Raw genomic sequence first — 16,625 nt, 5'->3', positions numbered from 1 at the left:
GCGCACGCAGGACGAGCGTAGGCAGCTATGAAAAGCATAGCGATCTGGCATGTCCTGTGGTTGCGTCTCATGAAACACGGGAGTGTAGCCGCGCCAGGGCACCCGAGCCGAACCCGGCGCTTCAAGCGCTGCGGCGCACTTCGGGGTGCCCGGCGGCTTGCGCCAGGGCCTTGACAACATCGCCGACGACGATGACCGACGGGCTGGCCAGGCCGGACAGCTTGACGTCCGCGAACAGCCGGGCGAGCGTGGTGGCGATGTGGCGCTGGGTCGGCAGTGAGGCGTTCTGGATCACCGCGACCGGCGTGTCGGCGGGCAGGCCGCTCAGCAGTTCGTTCTGGATATGCTCGGCGCCGCTCACGCCCATATAGATCACCAGCGTCAGCCGCGCGCTGTGGGCAGTGGCGGCCAGCGCGCGCCAGTCGGTGCCGGTGGCGCCGGGCTTGGCATGACCGGTGACGAACACCACGCCGTGCGCATGCTGGCGGTGCGTCAGCGGCACGCCTAGCGAGGTGACCGCAGCCAAGCCGGCGGTGATGCCGTTCACGACCTCGACCTGCACGCCCGCAGCCTGCAGGTGCTCGACCTCTTCGCCGCCCCGGCCAAAGATGAAGGGATCGCCGCCCTTGAGACGAACGACGGTTTCGCCTTCGCGGGCGGCCATGACCATGAGCTTTTCAATGAAGGCCTGCGGCGTGGATTTGCAGCCGCCGCGCTTGCCGACATGGACGATGCGGGCGCCGGGGGCGGCAAAGGCGACGATTTCTTCGCTGACCAGGTCATCGACGAACAGCACGGTGGCCTGCCCGATGGCCTTGAGGGCCTTGAGGGTGAGCAGTTCCGGATCGCCTGGACCGGCGCCGACAAGGGTGACTTTGGGGTGGTTCATAGTTGCTTGAGCAGTTGCAAGATATGCGCCACTTGCTGCGCAATCGACGGCGGCAGGGGACTATCGCCCGACAGCACCGACTTTATATAGGCGGCCGTGCTGTCGGCGTCAATCGCCTTGGGCAGATCAGGCACCGACGGCAGCGTTCCCTTGACGCCTTCATGCGCCAGCACCTGCTCGCCCTTGACGAAGCCCTGCATTTGCGGCGAGCGGCGCGGGTCGGCCACGCCTTCGCCCTCGGTGCCGCGCAGCAGCAGCGCATCGGCCCGGACCAGCGAGAAGGTGGCCGCCATGGACAGCGCGTATTCGGGATGGGTGTAGCTGCTGACCACCAGCGCCTTGCCGGCGACCGGGTTCATCAGCTTGACCAGGCTGTGCGCCGGGTTGCGCAGGCCGACGGCGCGGCGCACGTCGAGCAGGCGCTTGAGCGCCGGGCTGAGCAGTTCGGTGGGCGCGAACGCCACCTCGCCAGACGTTATGGTTTTGATAGCTTCCAACGCAGGCACATCAAGCGCAGCAAGCACTTCCGATGAAAAAACGCGCTTGGATTCGGTGGGCGTTCCATGCACCAGCACGCCCACGCCCTCGCGCGCCAGCAGCAGCGCCAGCAGTGGCGTGAGCACCGGCAGCTTGCGCGCGCCGTTGTAGCTGGGCAGCACCACGACGGGGCCGCCGCTGGCGGGAATCATGTTCAGGCGCTGGTGAACGGCGTCGAGAAAGCCGGCCATTTCCTCGGGCGTTTCGCCCTTGATGCGCATCGCCAGGCAAAAGCCGCCGATTTCCAGGTCGGTGACGACGCCGTCGAGCACTTGGCCGAGCAGGTCGGCAGACTGTTCGCGCGACAGCGGGCGGGCGCCGTCCTTGCCGCGCCCGATTTCCTTGATGTAGTGGCTGATGCTCATGCGGCGATTGTGCGTGAAGGCAGATGACTTGCCGTTATGAGCTTAAGCCGCCTGCCGGATTGGAATGACGGTGCGCGTTGGCGCCGGTATGTCGCTACGGGCCGAGCGCAGCCGGCGCTTGAGCTCGGGGACGCAAGAGCCGCAACTGGTGCCGCATTTCAGTGCGCCCTGCAAGGACGCCAGCCGCGTGTCGTCGCTGCTGGCCACCGCCGCATCCTGCACCAGCACCGCCAGCTGGTCGTCGATGGCAGTGTCGGTAACGTTCAGGCAGCTGCACACCACCTTGCCGCGCGACTGGACCTCCACCGGCGGCTTGGCGCCCGGCAGCAGCAGCAGCCGGCCATAGGCTTGCGCGGGCAGTTCGTCCCGCAGCAGCGTGGTGATCCAGGCCTGGGCGCTGGTGTCGCCGGCCAGCACGAAGCCGGTCAGCTCGGCCTCTTTGTGGGTGCGCGCCAGCCTTAGGGTTCGCCGCTGGCCTTTCTTGCGGTCGGCATAGCGCAGGATGTAGGAGCCGTTCAGGCCGAAGAGCCGTTCCAGCAGGGCCAGGGTTTCGTCGCCGGGCGCCTCATGGGCCGCAGCGCGGAACAGCAGGCCGCTGCGCTCGGGCTGGGGGCCGGCCAGCGGCTGGTTGTTGGAAAACGGCACGCAGCTGGCAAAGGCAAAGGCGGCCAGCAGGGGCTTGAGCTGCTCATGGGCGGCCAGCGCATCGCCTTCGTCGAACCAGGCCATGGCCAGCAGCGACCACGGCAGTTCGGCCTTCAATATCTTGACGACTGCATGCTTGAGTTCGGGCTGCTTGGAATCCGGGCAGTAGGCCGAGGTGGTCAGCGCATTGACGCCGGCCAGCGGCTGGCCGGTGCTGGACAAGCCGCCCAAGTATTCGCTGCCCCAGTGCATTGCCATGAAGGCCTGGCTGAGCGCGACTTCGGGGGAAGCCTGCACCGGCACGACGATGGAGCCGCGCTTGGACGTGACGTGCACCAGGTCGCCTTCCTTCAGCATACGCCGGGCCATGTCCTGCGCGTTCATCTGAATGGATGGCTCGGCGACATGGCCGAACAGCCGGCCCAGCGTGCCGGTGCGGCTCATGCCGTGCCACTGGTCGCGCAGGCGGCCGGTGGTCAGCGAGAACGGGTAGCGTGCTTCGCGTGGCTCGGCGACCGGCCGGTACACGGTGTTGACGAAGTTCGCCCTGCCGTCCGGCGTGGGGAAAATGCCGTCTTCATACAGGCGCGCCTTGCCGGCGGTGTCGCCTTCCCGCATCGGCCATTGCTGCGGCGCCTGTTCCAGCAGCGCATAGCTCATGCCGGTGATGTCCAGGTCGCGGCCGCGCGTGGATTCGCGGTGTTCGTTCCAGAGCGATTCGGCGCTGGGGTAGTTGAACAGGGTGTTGCTCCTTCCCCCTTTGGGGGAAGGTTGGAATGGGGGCTGACTGACTGTGGTGGCCGTGCTGCCCTCACCCCAGCCCTCTCCCGGAGGGAGAGGGAGTAAGGCGGGGAGGGGGAGCAAGACTTCGAGTCGGCGCGCAAAATCGACCGCAATTGACCAGTCGTGCCGCGCTTCGCCGGGCGCCGCCACGGCCGGCCGGACCCGGCTGATGCGGCGTTCGCTGTTGGTCACGGTGCCGGTCTTTTCGCCCCATGTGGTGGCCGGCAGCAGCAAGTCGGCCCAGGCGCAGGTGGCGGTGGTGGCAAAGGCTTCCTGCACGATGACCAGTTCGGCGCGCTCCAGGGCGCGGCGAAGGGTGGCCTGGTCGGGCATCGACTGCGCCGGGTTGGTGCAGGCAATCCACAGTGCCTTGATCTCGCCATCGGCGGCGGCCTGGAACATCTCGACGGCGGTCTTGCCCGGCTTTTCGGGCACGCTGGCTACGCCCCAGAGCGCGGCGACTTCTGCACGGTGCGCGGGGTTGGACAGGTCGCGGTGGCCGCTCATCAGGTTGGCCATGCCGCCGACTTCGCGCCCGCCCATGGCATTGGGCTGGCCGGTGAGCGAAAACGGCCCGGCGCCCGGCTTGCCGATCTGCGCGGTCGCCAAATGCAAATTAATGAGCGCCGCATTCTTGGCCGTGCCGCTGCTCGACTGGTTCAGGCCCTGGCAGTACAGGCTGAGCGTGGCGCCAGAAGTCGCGAACAGCTTCGCGGCAGCAAACAGGTCTTCCTTCTTGATGCCGCAGGTCTGCGCCACCAGGTCGGGCGTGCAGTCGCGCACCGTCGCCTTCAGGGCATCAAAGCCGCTGGTGTGGGCGGCGATATAGGCGGCATCAATCCAGCCTTCCCACAGCATGATGTGCAGCATGCCGTTGAACAGCATGACATCGGTGCCGGGCTGCAGCGGCAGGTAGAGGTCGGCGATTTCGGCGGTGTCGGTGCGGCGCGGGTCCACATAGATGATGGTCAAAGCCGGGTTGGCGGCCTTGGCATCCTCGATGCGGCGGAACAAAATCGGGTGCGCGTAGGCGGTGTTGCTGCCGGTGATGAACAGGCACTGCGCATGCTTCACGTCGTCGTAGCAGGCCGGCTGCGCGTCGGCCCCCAGCGTCTGCTTGTAGCCGGCCACCGCGCTGCTCATGCACAGGCGCGAGTTGCTGTCGATGTTGTTGGTGCCGATCAGGCCCTTGGCCAGCTTGTTGAAGGCGTAATAGTCTTCGGTCAGCAACTGGCCCGAGATGTAGAAACCCACCGCGTCGGGGCCGTGCTCGCGGATGATCTGCGCGAAGCTTTCGGCGGCAAAGCCCAGCGCGCTGTCCCATGACGTGCGCCTGGGCGCTTCGGCCCGGTGCTCGCGCCGCATCGGATGGAGCAGCCGCGTCTGCAGCGTGACCGCGCTGGACGCCGTCAGGTGCAGGGTCGAGCCCTTGGTGCACAGCCGGCCAAAGTTGGCCGGATGGTCCGGGTCGCCGCGCACGCCGGTGATGTCAGTTCCCTGCGACTCGATGATCACGCCACAGCCGACGCCGCAATAAGGACAGGTGGATCGTGTTTCAAGCATGGCGGTACCTAGCAAGCTGCTGTCAAAAAAAGGCGTCTTCAAGAGCTGTGCGGGGTCTGCACGGCAAACGTCTGGTCGCCGACCGCGCCGGTGGACCCGCCGGGTCCGGCCTTGGGCGGTGCGAGATCAAGCGCCAGCGTGGCCAGCTCGCCCGCGTCGAGGAACACCTCGCCGCCATCGACCCTGCAGGCAAAGCGGGTCGTGCAGCCTTCGTCAGGTGCGGCGGCCTGGCCGTCGCACAGACCGATGCTCCAGTTATGCAGCGGGCAGGCCACGCGGTTGCCAAAGACGATGCCCTGGCTCAGCGGGCCGCCCTTGTGCGGGCAGCGGTCGAGCAGGGCGAACACCTGGTCTTTGCTGTTGCGGAACACGGCCACATCCATGCCTTGCGGGCGCTTGACCCGGCGCGAGCCGAGAACGGGAATGTCATTGACCAAGCAGATTTTTTTCCATTCACTCATAGCGGTTCCTTGTGGCGTTGTGGGCTCAAGCGGTGGCAGGGGAAGCCAGGGCCGCAGATGTTTCGGAAACGGCGGAATCCAGCGAAATGGCGGTGAACTGGCGCGTGTCCACCGATGCATCCTTGTGCTCGAACCAGGGGTCGGGCTCGCCGTCGAGCGAGAACTGCAGCCGTTCCCACAGCGCTTTTCTGCGCGCGCCGTCTTCAAGCACCTGCTTCTTGACGTGCTCCAGCCCGACCCGGTGGATGTAATGCACCGTGCGCTCCAGGTACCAGCCTTCCTCGCGGTAGAGCTGCAGGAACGCGCCGCTGTATTCCATCACTTCCTCGCTGGTCTTGAGTTTGACCAGGAACTGGGCCACTTCGGTCTTGATGCCGCCGTTGCCGCCCACGTATAGCTCCCAGCCCGAGTCCACCCCGACGATGCCGATGTCCTTGATGCCGGCCTCGGCGCAGTTGCGCGGGCAGCCGCTGACTGCCAGCTTGACCTTGTGCGGCGAGTACATGGCCCACAGCGCGCGTTCCAGGTCCTTGCCCATCTGGGTCGAGTCCTGCGTGCCGAAGCGGCACCATTCGCTGCCGACGCAGGTCTTCACGGTGCGCAGCGACTTGGCATAGGCAAAGCCGCTCGGCATGCCGATGTCTTTCCAGACGTTGGCCAGGTCCTCTTTCTTGACGCCCAGCAGGTCGATGCGCTGGCCGCCGGTGACCTTGACGGTAGGGATGCTGTATTTGTCGGCCGCGTCGGCGATGCGGCGCAACTCGTCGGGCGTGGTGTGGCCGCCCCACATGCGCGGAATCACGCTGTAGGTGCCGTCTTTCTGGATGTTGGCATGGCTGCGTTCATTGATGAAGCGGCTTTGCGGGTCGTCTTTCGCTTCCTTGGGCCAGCTGCTGATCAGGTAGTAGTTGATGGCCGGGCGGCAGCTGGCACAGCCGTTGGGCGTGCGCCATTCCAGGAACTGGTACACCTCGGGGATCGACAGCAGCCGGCTAGACCGGATGGCGTCGCGCACCGCCTGGTGGCCGTGGTCGGTGCAGCCGCACATGGCTTTCAGCTTGGGCGTGGCCGAGTAGTCGCCGCCTGCGGTGAACATCAAGATCTGCTCGACCAGCCCGGTGCACGAGCCGCAGCTGGCGCTGGCCTTGGTGTGCTTGCGCACCTCGTCAAGCGTAAAGAGGCCTTTGTCTTTGATGGCCTTGCAGATTGCGCCTTTGGTGACGCCATTGCAGCCGCACACTTCTGCGCTGTCAGGCATGGAGGCGGCCTTGTTGTGGCCCTCATGGCCCACGTCGCCGATGTTGGACTCGCCAAACATCAACTTGTCGCGGATTTCGGCCACGCTGCGGCCGTCGCGCAGCAGCTTGAAGTAGTAGCTGCCATCGACCGTGTCGCCGTACAGGCAGGCACCGACCAGCTTGTCGTCCTTGATGACCAGCTTCTTGTACACGCCGCCGAACGGGTCGCTCATGATGATTTCCTCGGCGCCGTTGCCACCCATGAAATCGCCGGCGCTGAACAGGTCGATGCCGGTGACCTTGAGCTTGGTCGAGGTCAGCGAGCCGGTGTAGCGGCCGATGCCAAACATTGCCAGGTGGTTGGCCAGCACCTTGCCCTGCTCGAACAGCGGCGCCACCAGGCCGTAGGCGATGCCCCGGTGCGCGGCGCATTCGCCGACGGCGTAGATGCGCGCGTCGGTCGTGGTTTGCAGGGTGTCGCTCACGACGATGCCGCGGTTCACATGCAGGCGCATTTTTTCGGCCAGCGCGGTGTTGGGGCGGATGCCGACCGCCATGCAGACCAGGTCGGCCGGGACTTCAGTGCCGTCCTTGAATTTCACCGCCCTGACGCGGCCATCTTCTCCGCCAACGAGCTCCTGCGTCTGCGCGCCGATCAAAAATTGCATGCCGCGTTCGGCCAGCGACTTTTGCAGCAGCTTGCCGGCCACGTCGTCGAGCTGGCGCTCCATCAGCCAGTCGCCCACGTGCACGACGGTGACTTCCATGCCGCGCTTCATCAGGCCGTTGGCCGCTTCCAGGCCGAGCAGGCCGCCGCCGATGACGACCGCATGCTTGTAGATGGCGGCCGCGTCGATCATGGCTTGCGTGTCGGCAATGTCGCGGTAGGCCAGCACGCCTTTGAGGTCCTTGCCCGGAATCGGCAGGATAAAGGGGTTGGAGCCGGTGGCCATGATCAGCCGGTCGTAGTCGGCGCTGACGGTTTCACCCAGTGCGTTGGCGGCATGCACCACGCGGCGCACGCGGTCCACGCTCGTCACGGTCCAGCCGGCGTGCAGCGTGATGTGGTTGTCCGTGTACCAGGACCAGTCGTTCAGCACGATTTCATCGAGCGTCTGTTCGCCGGCCAGCACGGGCGAGAGCAGGATGCGGTTGTAGTTCGGGTGCGGCTCGGCGCCGAACACCGTGATGTCGTAGAGCTCCGGCGCGATTTTCAGCAGTTCCTCCAGCGCACGCACGCCGGCCATGCCGTTACCAATCATTACCAGTCTGGATTTTTTCATCGTGAGCCCCGTAGGCAGTTCGCAAAAACAAAAAAGGCGTCCACACGGGTAGCAAAGCCTTAGCCTGCTGCTTCCGTGGGGACGCCATCGTCCTGTCTGCCCAATCCGCCATTGCACCGGGCCTACACGCCGCCAGCATTGGCAGCGGCGATATTTATGCAAGGGTTGTGCCATGTATTTTTATTTCACTATTAATGAATGAAAAGTGCTGTTTGCGCACAGTGGGTAGGCATGAGCAGCTATTAAAAAAATAGTGTTGACCAGCGTGGTCAACCCCTTGCGTGGTGCATCGGCGCCTTGAAATTGTGCGTTGCACCATGCCGGTGGAGGCGGGCGCGCAAGCACTGGGAGCACACCGGTTTTCCCATGCCGTTTTTGTGCGTTCATTCCGCCTGCAAGTGGCCTGCAAGTTTTCAATCTCAAAATCAGATGCTGCGGGTTGCAGGCCTCTTGCATTGCCTGTGCATATGGCCCGAAACTCGCATGCTCATGTGCATTGTTTTAAGAGGGAGCTACCTATGACCGCTGTTGCCGACATTCTCAAAGCCAAGGGCGAAGCCATCGTCCATACGATCGGGCCGAACGACTCGGTCTTCGATGCGCTGCAGCGCATGGCCGACAAGCGCATTGGCGCCTTGCTGGTCATGGAAGGCGAGCAGATTGTCGGCATCGTCACCGAGCGCGACTATGCCCGCAAGATTGCGCTCAAGGGCCGCACTTCGGCGTTGACGCTGGTGCGCGACGTCATGACCACGTCGGTGATGTTCGTCAAGCCCAGCCAGACCAGCGAGGAATGCATGGCGCTGATGACCGACAACCGGCTGCGCCACCTGCCGGTGGTCAAGGACGACCGGCTCGTCGGCCTGATCTCTATCGGCGACTTGGTCAAGGACATCATTTCCGAGCAGAAGTTCGTCATTGAGCAGCTTGAGCACTACATTTCCGGCCAGCGCAGCTGACCGGCGTGCCTGATCTGGCGGCCTGAACCCTTGCCGGCTCAGGCCGTCAGTTTTTCCACATGCGCCTGGCGCGTGTACAAAAAGTCGATCACCGCCTTGCGGTAGTGCAGGTACTGGGTGCTTTCAGCCAGTTCCACGCGGTTGCGCGGGCGCGGCAGGTCCACGCTCAGCACTTCGCCAATAATCGCCGACGGGCCGTTGGTCATCATCACGATCTTGTCGCTGAGCAATACGGCTTCATCGACATCGTGCGTCACCATGACCACCGTGCTTTGCGTGTTGGCAACGATCTGCAGCAGCTCGTCCTGCAGCTTGGCGCGGGTCAGCGCATCGAGCGCGCCAAAGGGCTCGTCGAGCAGCAGCACCTTGGGCTCCATCGACAGCGCGCGCGCAATGCCGACGCGCTGCTTCATACCGCCCGAAATCTCGCCGGGCCGCTTTTGTGCTGCGTCACTCAAACCGACCATGGCCAGCACCGCATCGGTGCGCGCCTTGAGCTGGGCCTTGCTTTCTGTCGCTGAAAACACGCGCTCGACCGCCAAATAGACATTTTCAAAGCACGTCAGCCACGGCAGCAGCGAATGGTTCTGGAACACCACCGCGCGCTCCGGGCCGGGGCCGGCGATTTCGCGGTTGGCGCACAGCAGCACGCCCTGCGTCGGCATCGTCAGGCCGGCAATCAGGTTGAGCAGCGTCGATTTGCCACAGCCCGAGTGGCCGATCAGCGCGACGAATTCGCCCTTGGCGACTTTGAGATTGACGTTCTGCAGCGCGCAGAACGGGCCTTTTTTGGTCTTGAAGACCTGCTCGACGCCCTGGATGTCGATGTACTGGGGATTGACGGAGGTGTTCATGGTCATGTTCCTTGGGTAGGTCGGCAGCTCAGCTCTTGACTTCTTCAAACGTGAACGCCGTGGCCAGCTTGATCAGCGCGTATTCCAGCATCAGGCCGACGATGCCGATCACGAAAATCGCGATGATGATGTTCTTGACGTTCAGGTTGTTCCACTCGTCCCAGACCCAGAAACCGATGCCGACGCCGCCGGTCAGCATCTCGGCCGCGACGATCACCAGCCATGCCGTGCCCACGGCCAGGCGCACGCCGGTCAGCATGTAGGGCAGCACCGACGGGAACAATATCTTGGTGACGATCTTCCATTCGGACAGGTTCAGCACCCGCGCCACGTTCATGTAGTCCTGCGGCACGCGCTGCACGCCGACGGCGGTGTTGATGATCATGGGCCAGATCGAGCAGATGAAAATCGTCCAGATCGCGGCCGGGTCGGCGCCCTTGAACACCAGCAGGCCAATCGGCAGCCAGGCCAGCGGCGACACCGGCCGCATCAGGCTGATCAGCGGGTTGAACATGTGGCTCAAAAAGGTGAAGCGGCCAATCAGGAAACCAACCGGAATGCCGACGATGGCCGCCAGCCCAAAGCCCATGGCCACGCGCTTGAGCGACGACAGCACGTTCCAGCCGACGCCCTGGTCGTTCGGACCGTTGCGGTAGAACGGGTCGCTGAACAGCACGACGGCCTGCAAAAACGTGTCCTTGGGCGACGGAATGCTGGCCTTGGTGGCGATGGACACCACCTCCCAGATCGCCACCAGCAGGGCCAGGCCGAGCAGGGGCGGCAGCACGCGCAGCCACAGTGCCGAGAAGTCCCGCTGCAACCTGGCCGCCTGTACCGTAGCCTTTTCAAGGCTTTTTACGGCATTTGCGCTTGTCCCGTCTGCGTTTACAGCTATCGAATGCGTAGCGCTCCGCTCCGCGCTTGACGCGGCCGGCAGGGCGGCTTCCCGGGGGCTGTGAAATACGGCACTGACCATGACGTCACCTCTTGATGAATGTTTCAATGAAATTTCAGGAGCGGCTTCAGGCGTGAACCTTGAAGCTGTCGGCGTACTTTTTCGGGTCCTTGCCGTCCCAGACCGTGCCGTCGATGAGTTTGCTGGTGCGCATCGCGTCTTTGGGCACATTTACCTTGGCGGCGCTGGCGGCCTGCTTGTAGATGTCGATCTTGTTGATCTGCTTGGCCACGGCCAGGTAGTCGGGGTGCTCCTTCATCAGGCCCCAGCGCTTGTGCTGCGTCAAAAACCACATGCCGTCGGACAGGTACGGAAAGTTCACCGCGCCGTCGCCCGAGAACTTCATGTAGTTCGGGTCGTCCCAGGTCTTGCCCATGCCGTTCTGGTAGCGGCCCAGGATGCGCTGGTTGATGGCGTCCACGCTGGTGTTGACATAGGCCTTGCCGGCGATGGTTTCGGCCATCTTGTTCTTGTTGGCCAGGCTGGCGTCAATCCACTGGCCGGCTTCCAGAATGGCGGCGGTCACGGCGCGCGCAGTATTGGGGTATTTCTGGGTGAACTCGGCGGTGGTGCCCAAGACTTTTTCCGGGTGGTCTTTCCAGATGTCTTGCGTGGTGACGGCGGTGATGCCGATGCCGTCCATGATGGCGCGGTGGTTCCAGGGCTCGCCGACGCAAAAGCCGTCCATGTTGCCGATGCGCATGTTGGCGACCATTTGCGGCGGCGGCACGGTGATGACCTTGGCATCCGTCATCGGGTTGATGCCGTTGGCGGCCAGCCAGTAGTACAGCCACATCGCGTGCGTGCCGGTCGGGAAGGTCTGGGCGAAGGTGTATTCGCGCTTTTCGCTGGCCATCAGCTTGGCCAGGCCGGGGCCATCGACCGCGCCCTTGTCGGCGAGTTTTTTGCTTAGCGTGATGGCCTGGCCGTTGTTGTTCAGCGTCATCAAGACCGCCATGTCTTTCTTGGGGCCGGACGTGCCGAGGTGCACGCCGTAGATCAGGCCGTAGAGTACATGGGCAAAATCGAGCTCGCCGTTGACCAGCTTGTCGCGCACACCGGCCCAGCTGGCTTCCTTGGAAGGGATGATGGTGACGCCGTATTTCTTGTCGATGCCCAGCACCGACGCCATGACGACCGAGGCGCAGTCGGTCAGCGGAATAAAGCCGATCTTGACCTCCTTCTTTTCCGGAGCGTCCGAGCCCTGGGCATACACGGCCGCGCGCAATGCCGGGCTGATGCCCACGGCGCCCACGGCGGCGGCTTGCAGCACGCTGCGGCGGGTCAGGGATGGTTTGAGCAGGTCCGTCATGTCAGCAACTCCTGGAAATAAAACAAAAATAAAAAAAGGCGTTCGACCCGAGTTGCCACATGAAGCTGTGACGACAGGGTTCGAACGCCTTTGTTCTTGGACTTTTCGCTTCGCCGTTGAAGCGGAAGGCCCGGTGTTCACTTCATTGCAAAAGCTGTGCCAGTTCGGACTGGTTGCTCGACAAACGCTGAAATTTTTAAGCTAATCTGGCTGTGGCGCTTGTCCTGCTTGCGCAAGCAGCTATTAATTAAATAGCATTTTGGCTGCTGGCGGGCCGAACGCCGGTTTTTTGAAGGCGCACTGCTGTTGTGCGCTGCACCATTTCGGCGTTGGTGGTTTAGCCGAGCAGGTCGGCCACATCGAGCATGCGCTGCGCCACGTCGCCCAGGCGCATGCCCTTGTCCATGGCCGCCTTGCGCAGTTTTTCATAGGCTGCCTGCTCCGAGAGGCCCTGGCGCTGCATCAGCAGGCCCTTGGCCCGGTCGATGACCTTTCGGTCCTTCAGCTCGGTGCGCGCATCGGCCAGTTCGCGGCGCAGTCCCTGTTCGTGCTCAAAGCGGGCCATGGCCACGTCCAGAATGGGACGGATGCGCGACGGCTCAAGGCCGGCGACGATGTACGCCGAAACGCCAGCGGCCACGGCGTCCTTCACGTGGCGGGTGTCGTCGTCATTGGTGAACAGCACGATGGGCCGGCGCTCGTCGCGCGTGGCCATGACGACGTGTTCCAGCGAATCGCGGGCATCGCTTTCGGCATCGACGATGATCATGTCGGGCTGCAGCTGGGCCAGCCGCTCGCGCAGAAACGTGTCGGCGGGCAGCGTGGCGACCAGGTTGAAGCCGCCTTCGAGCAGGCCGATGCGCAACTGGCGCGAGCGCTCGGCCAGCGCCACGGCGGCCTCGTCTGCGGCATCGGCCACCACCAGGTCCGGCGCAATCACCACGAGGCGCAGGGAAGAAACGGAATTCATGGGCCGGATTCTGCAAGATTCGCGCCATCAAATTTCCCCGAGACGGTTTTTATTTGGCCAAACCGTTGCCGCCGGGCCAAGGAAAGCCCTAACTTACACTTGGGCGATGCTAGTCCTAGGAATTGAATCAAGTTGCGATGAAACCGGCGTGGCGCTGGTCGACACCGGCGCCAGCCCGGTGCCGCGTCTGCTCGCGCATGCGCTCTACAGCCAGATCGTCATGCACCAGCCGTTTGGCGGCGTGGTGCCCGAACTGGCCAGCCGCGACCATATCCGGCGCGTACTGCCGCTGACGCAGGAGGTGATGCAGGGCGCGCAGCGTTCGCTGGCCGATGTCGATGTGGTGGCCTACACGCGTGGCCCGGGTCTGGCGGGCGCGCTGCTGGTGGGTGCCGGCGTGGCCTGCTCGCTGGCCGCCGCGCTGGGCAAGCCGGCGATGGGCGTGCACCACCTGGAAGGCCACCTGCTGTCTCCATTCCTGAGCGCCGACCCGCCCGAGTTTCCGTTTGTCGCGCTGCTGGTGTCGGGCGGCCACACCCAGCTGATGCGCGTGGACCGGGTCGGCAGCTATGAGCTGCTCGGCGAAACCATCGACGACGCGGCCGGCGAGGCCTTCGACAAGTCGGCCAAGCTGATGGGCCTGCCGTATCCCGGCGGCTCGCACCTGGCCCGGCTGGCGCTGGGCGGCGACGCCGCGGCCTTCAAGCTGCCGCGCCCGCTGCTGCACAGCGGCAACCTCGATTTTTCATTCTCGGGCCTGAAAACCGCCGTGCTGACGCAGGCGAAAAAGTTAGGGGCCGATATGGAAAGCCGCAAGGCTGACCTGGCCGCTTCCACGCAGGCGGCGATTGTCGAGGTGCTGGTGAAGAAAACGCTGGCTGCCTTGTCGCAAACCGCGCTCAAGCGGCTGGTGGTGGCGGGCGGCGTCGGCGCCAACGCCTTGCTGCGCAGCCAGCTTAATGCCGCCTGCCAGCAGCGCGGCATTCGCGTGCATTACCCCGAGCTGGAGTTTTGCACCGACAACGGCGCCATGATCGCGATGGCGGCCGGCATGCGACTGCAGGCCGGGCTGGTTGACCTGCCCATGCTGCAGGGCCGCTACACCTTTGACGTGAAGCCGCGCTGGAACCTGGCGGAGATTCAGCCCGTTCCCGCCCTCGTGGCTCCCCTGAACGCTTGAGCTTTTTTGGCGCGTCTGGGTCTAACCGCTGTCAGGCGGACAAATGCCCTGGCACTTAATTGAAATCAAATCAAAATAGGACGGTCTTCTTTTTTATGCAAAAGTTTTTTAAACATACTGCCGCCGCCCTGGGCCTGGGCCTTTCATTGCTGGCCCAGGCGCAGCCCGTTTCCCAGCCGCCGGTGCGCATCGCGCTGATCGAAAGCTTGTCCGGCGCTTTTGCCAACACCGGGGAAGCGGTGTTCCGCAATCTGGTGTGGGCCACCGAACGCGTCAATGCGCGCGGCGGCGTCAAGCTGGCCGACGGCGCGCACAACCTGGCGGTTGAACGTTACGACAGCAAAGGCCAGAACGAGGAAGCGCTGGCCGCGCTGCGCTCGGCAATCGACGACGGCGTGACCGTCATCGCGCAGGGCAATTCGTCGTCCGTGGCGGCAGCGCTGATCGACGCCATCAACAAGCACAACGAACGCGAGCCGGGCAAGCGCGTGCTGTTCCTGAACTATTCGGCGGTCGATCCCATTTTGACGAACGAGAAATGCAGCTACTGGCATTTCCGCTTCGACGCCCATGCCGACATGCGCATGGCCGCGCTGATGGACGTATTCAAGGACGACGCGGCGGTCAAAAAGGTCTACCTGATCGGCCAGGACTACAGCTTCGGCCAGGCTGTGCTGCGCGAAGGGCGCAAGCAGATCGCGGCGCAGCGGCCCGATGTGCAGATCGTCGGCGACGAGCTGCATCCGATCGGCCGCGTCAAGGACTTCATTCCGTACGCCGTCAAGATCAAGACCAGCGGCGCGCAGGCGGTGCTGACGGGCAACTGGGGCAATGACCTGACGCTGCTCATCAAGGCGGCCAGGGAAGTCGGTTACGACGGCAAGTTCTACACCTTTTACGGCAATGCGCTGGGCGTGCCCGCCGCGCTGGGCGATGCCGGTGTCGGCAAGGTGATTGCCGTGGCCGACTGGTTTCCCAACACGCCGGGCGCCGCGTCCGAGAATTTCTACCAGTCGTTTCGCCAGCGGTTTCCCCGGCCGCAAGACGACTATGTCCACATGCGCATGCAGCTGATGGTGGAAACGCTGGCCCAGAGCCTGGAAAAAGCCGGCAGCAGCGATGCCACCGCCGTGGCCGCGCAGATGGAAAAGACAGCGGTGGATTTCTCCGGCTTCAAGGGCAGCATGCGCACCGCCGACCACCAGTTCCAGCAGCCGCTGGCCGTCGCCATGATGGACAGGCAGGGCGCGCCGGGCACGAAATTCGATGTTGAAGGCTCGGGCTACGGTTTTCGCGTTATCAAGACGATTTCTGCGAAACGCGCCGAGCAGCCAACCAGCTGCAAGATGGCGCGGCCATGAGCCTCGGCATCCCGCTTCGGTAGATTAAAAAGGCGCGCATGAGAAAAGCAGTTCTGAACCTCGAAGAGTCGATGATCCGCCAGGTGGCCAATGCAGGCATGGGCCGCACCGATGTGCTGAAGTTCTGGTTCGGCGAGAGCGACGAGGCGACGCCGGCCTTTATCCGCGATGCCGCGATTGCGTCGCTGCAGCAGGGCGAGACGTTTTACGCCCACAACCTGGGTTTGCCGGAATTGCGCGACGCCATTGCGGCCTATTCAACCGGCCTGCGCTGCCTGGGTGCCGCGCCGATTGGCGTCGGCCGCATTGCCGTGACCTCGGGCGGTGTCAATGCGCTGATGCTGGCCGTGCAGGCGCTGGTCGATGCCGGCGATGAAGTCGTGGCGGTGACGCCAGTCTGGCCCAACCTGACGGCGCAGCCGCTGATCATGGGCGCTGTTCTGCGCTGCGTGAGCCTCAAGCCGGTGGCTGGCGAATGGCGGCTCAACATGGCCGAATTGCTTGCCGCCATCACGCCGGCAACCAAGCTGCTGATCGTCAACGCACCGAACAATCCGACCGGCTGGACCTTGAGCCGCGCCGAGCAGGCTTCGATCCTGGCGCATTGCCGCCAGACCGGCACCTGGATTCTGGCTGACGAGGTTTATGAGCGCCTTTACTTCGAGCCCACGCCCAATGGCTGCGCGCCGAGTTTCCTGGATGTGGCCGGCCCCGAGGACCGCCTAGTCGTTGCGCACAGCTTTTCCAAGAGCTTTTTGATGACCGGCTGGCGCCTGGGCTGGCTGGTGATGCCGGCGTCGATGACGGCGCACATGGGCAAGCTGGTGGAATTCAACACCTCCTGCGCGCCGGTGTTCATCCAGCGTGCTGGGTTGGTCGCGCTGCAAAGGACCAACGACGTCACGCCGCAACTGGTGGCACACCTCAGGGCCTGCCGCGACACCCTGGTGCCGCTGCTGCAGGCGCTGCCGGGTGTGGAAGTCGCGCCAGCCAAGGGCGGCATGTATGCTTTTTTCAGATTGACCGACCAGGACCGGTTCGGCGATTCGCTGGAAACCGCCAAGCGTCTGGTGGTCGAGGCCGGACTGGGCCTGGCGCCGGGCAATGCCTTCATGGTCAATCCCGGTCCTGATGCCCAAGGCTGGCTGCGCTGGTGTTTTGCCAGCCGGGATGTGGCCCGCTTGTCGCAGGGCGTGGATCGGCTCAAGCGCTGGCTTACGCTATAATGCGCAGTTCCGCGCCACATGCGGCGGCTTGAGAAAGCAGCTGC

At 64.1% G+C, this 16,625-nt stretch carries 14 protein-coding genes; 5 read left to right on the top strand and 9 right to left on the bottom strand.

Features of this window, described 5'->3' with window-relative positions; all coding sequences use genetic code 11:
* Positions 1-121 precede the first annotated feature (121 nt).
* Genes cobA through nirB form a run of 5 tightly spaced genes read right to left on the bottom strand, consistent with a single transcriptional unit; the run spans position 122 to position 7,764 of the window.
* Complete coding sequence (gene cobA / locus ACP7AD_RS03200; RefSeq protein WP_426144552.1) at positions 122-889, bottom strand: uroporphyrinogen-III C-methyltransferase; 768 nt, start codon at positions 887-889, stop codon at positions 122-124.
* Positions 886-1,791 (bottom strand): DNA-binding protein YbiB, encoded by a 906-nt coding sequence (gene ybiB, locus ACP7AD_RS03195; protein ID WP_426144553.1) that lies wholly within the window; start codon positions 1,789-1,791, stop codon positions 886-888. Before ybiB ends, cobA begins: the two co-directional genes overlap by 4 nt.
* A 42-nt stretch (positions 1,792-1,833) precedes the next feature.
* Positions 1,834-4,782, bottom strand: a complete 2,949-nt coding sequence (locus ACP7AD_RS03190) for a molybdopterin-dependent oxidoreductase (protein ID WP_426144554.1) — start codon at positions 4,780-4,782, stop codon at positions 1,834-1,836.
* A gap of 38 nt (positions 4,783-4,820) precedes the next feature.
* Complete coding sequence (gene nirD, locus ACP7AD_RS03185; protein WP_426144555.1) at positions 4,821-5,243, bottom strand: nitrite reductase small subunit NirD; 423 nt, start codon at positions 5,241-5,243, stop codon at positions 4,821-4,823.
* A gap of 25 nt (positions 5,244-5,268) precedes the next feature.
* A complete protein-coding gene (nirB, locus tag ACP7AD_RS03180; RefSeq protein WP_426144556.1) occupies positions 5,269-7,764 on the bottom strand; it encodes a nitrite reductase large subunit NirB in 2,496 nt (831 codons plus the stop codon).
* Positions 7,765-8,282: 518 nt separating this feature from the next.
* Here nirB and ACP7AD_RS03175 point away from each other — a divergent pair.
* Positions 8,283-8,723 (top strand): CBS domain-containing protein, encoded by a 441-nt coding sequence (locus ACP7AD_RS03175; RefSeq protein ID WP_426144557.1) that lies wholly within the window; start codon positions 8,283-8,285, stop codon positions 8,721-8,723.
* A 38-nt stretch (positions 8,724-8,761) separates the two neighbouring features.
* On the opposite strand, the gene ACP7AD_RS03170 is transcribed toward ACP7AD_RS03175, so the two are convergent.
* The 3 genes from ACP7AD_RS03170 to ACP7AD_RS03160 are packed head-to-tail and all read right to left on the bottom strand — an operon-like array spanning position 8,762 to position 11,844.
* Entirely contained in the window at positions 8,762-9,577 is an 816-nt protein-coding gene (locus ACP7AD_RS03170) for an ABC transporter ATP-binding protein (RefSeq protein ID WP_426144558.1), read from the bottom strand.
* A 28-nt stretch (positions 9,578-9,605) separates the two neighbouring features.
* A complete protein-coding gene (ntrB, locus tag ACP7AD_RS03165) occupies positions 9,606-10,553 on the bottom strand; it encodes a nitrate ABC transporter permease (RefSeq protein WP_426144559.1) in 948 nt (315 codons plus the stop codon).
* 46 nt (positions 10,554-10,599) lie between these two features.
* Complete coding sequence (locus ACP7AD_RS03160; protein WP_426144560.1) at positions 10,600-11,844, bottom strand: CmpA/NrtA family ABC transporter substrate-binding protein; 1,245 nt, start codon at positions 11,842-11,844, stop codon at positions 10,600-10,602.
* On the opposite strand from ACP7AD_RS03160, the gene ACP7AD_RS03155 reads away from it, so the two are divergent.
* Complete coding sequence (locus tag ACP7AD_RS03155; protein WP_426144561.1) at positions 11,843-12,049, top strand: hypothetical protein; 207 nt, start codon at positions 11,843-11,845, stop codon at positions 12,047-12,049. The genes ACP7AD_RS03160 and ACP7AD_RS03155 overlap by 2 nt on opposite strands.
* Positions 12,050-12,181: 132 nt before the next feature.
* Here ACP7AD_RS03155 and ACP7AD_RS03150 read toward each other — a convergent pair whose 3' ends face one another.
* Positions 12,182-12,814, bottom strand: a complete 633-nt coding sequence (locus tag ACP7AD_RS03150; RefSeq protein WP_426144562.1) for an ANTAR domain-containing response regulator — start codon at positions 12,812-12,814, stop codon at positions 12,182-12,184.
* Between the two features lie 106 nt (positions 12,815-12,920).
* Between ACP7AD_RS03150 and tsaD the strand changes: the two genes are divergently transcribed.
* From tsaD to ACP7AD_RS03135, 3 genes are all read left to right on the top strand, one after another.
* Positions 12,921-13,994 carry a tRNA (adenosine(37)-N6)-threonylcarbamoyltransferase complex transferase subunit TsaD gene (gene tsaD / locus ACP7AD_RS03145; protein WP_426144563.1) on the top strand — a complete coding sequence of 358 codons (1,074 nt, stop codon included), beginning with the start codon at positions 12,921-12,923 and terminating at the stop codon, positions 13,992-13,994.
* Between the two features lie 95 nt (positions 13,995-14,089).
* Positions 14,090-15,355, top strand: coding sequence for a branched-chain amino acid ABC transporter substrate-binding protein (locus tag ACP7AD_RS03140; RefSeq protein WP_426144564.1), 1,266 nt, complete (start codon positions 14,090-14,092; stop codon positions 15,353-15,355).
* A gap of 38 nt (positions 15,356-15,393) precedes the next feature.
* Positions 15,394-16,581 (top strand): pyridoxal phosphate-dependent aminotransferase, encoded by a 1,188-nt coding sequence (locus tag ACP7AD_RS03135; RefSeq protein ID WP_426144565.1) that lies wholly within the window; start codon positions 15,394-15,396, stop codon positions 16,579-16,581.
* Positions 16,582-16,625: the final 44 nt, after the last annotated feature.

The organism is Polaromonas sp. DSP2-3-2b2 (assembly GCF_049895905.1).
Classification (GTDB): domain Bacteria; phylum Pseudomonadota; class Gammaproteobacteria; order Burkholderiales; family Burkholderiaceae_C; genus Polaromonas.
This window is presented reverse-complemented; position numbering and strand designations above follow the sequence as displayed.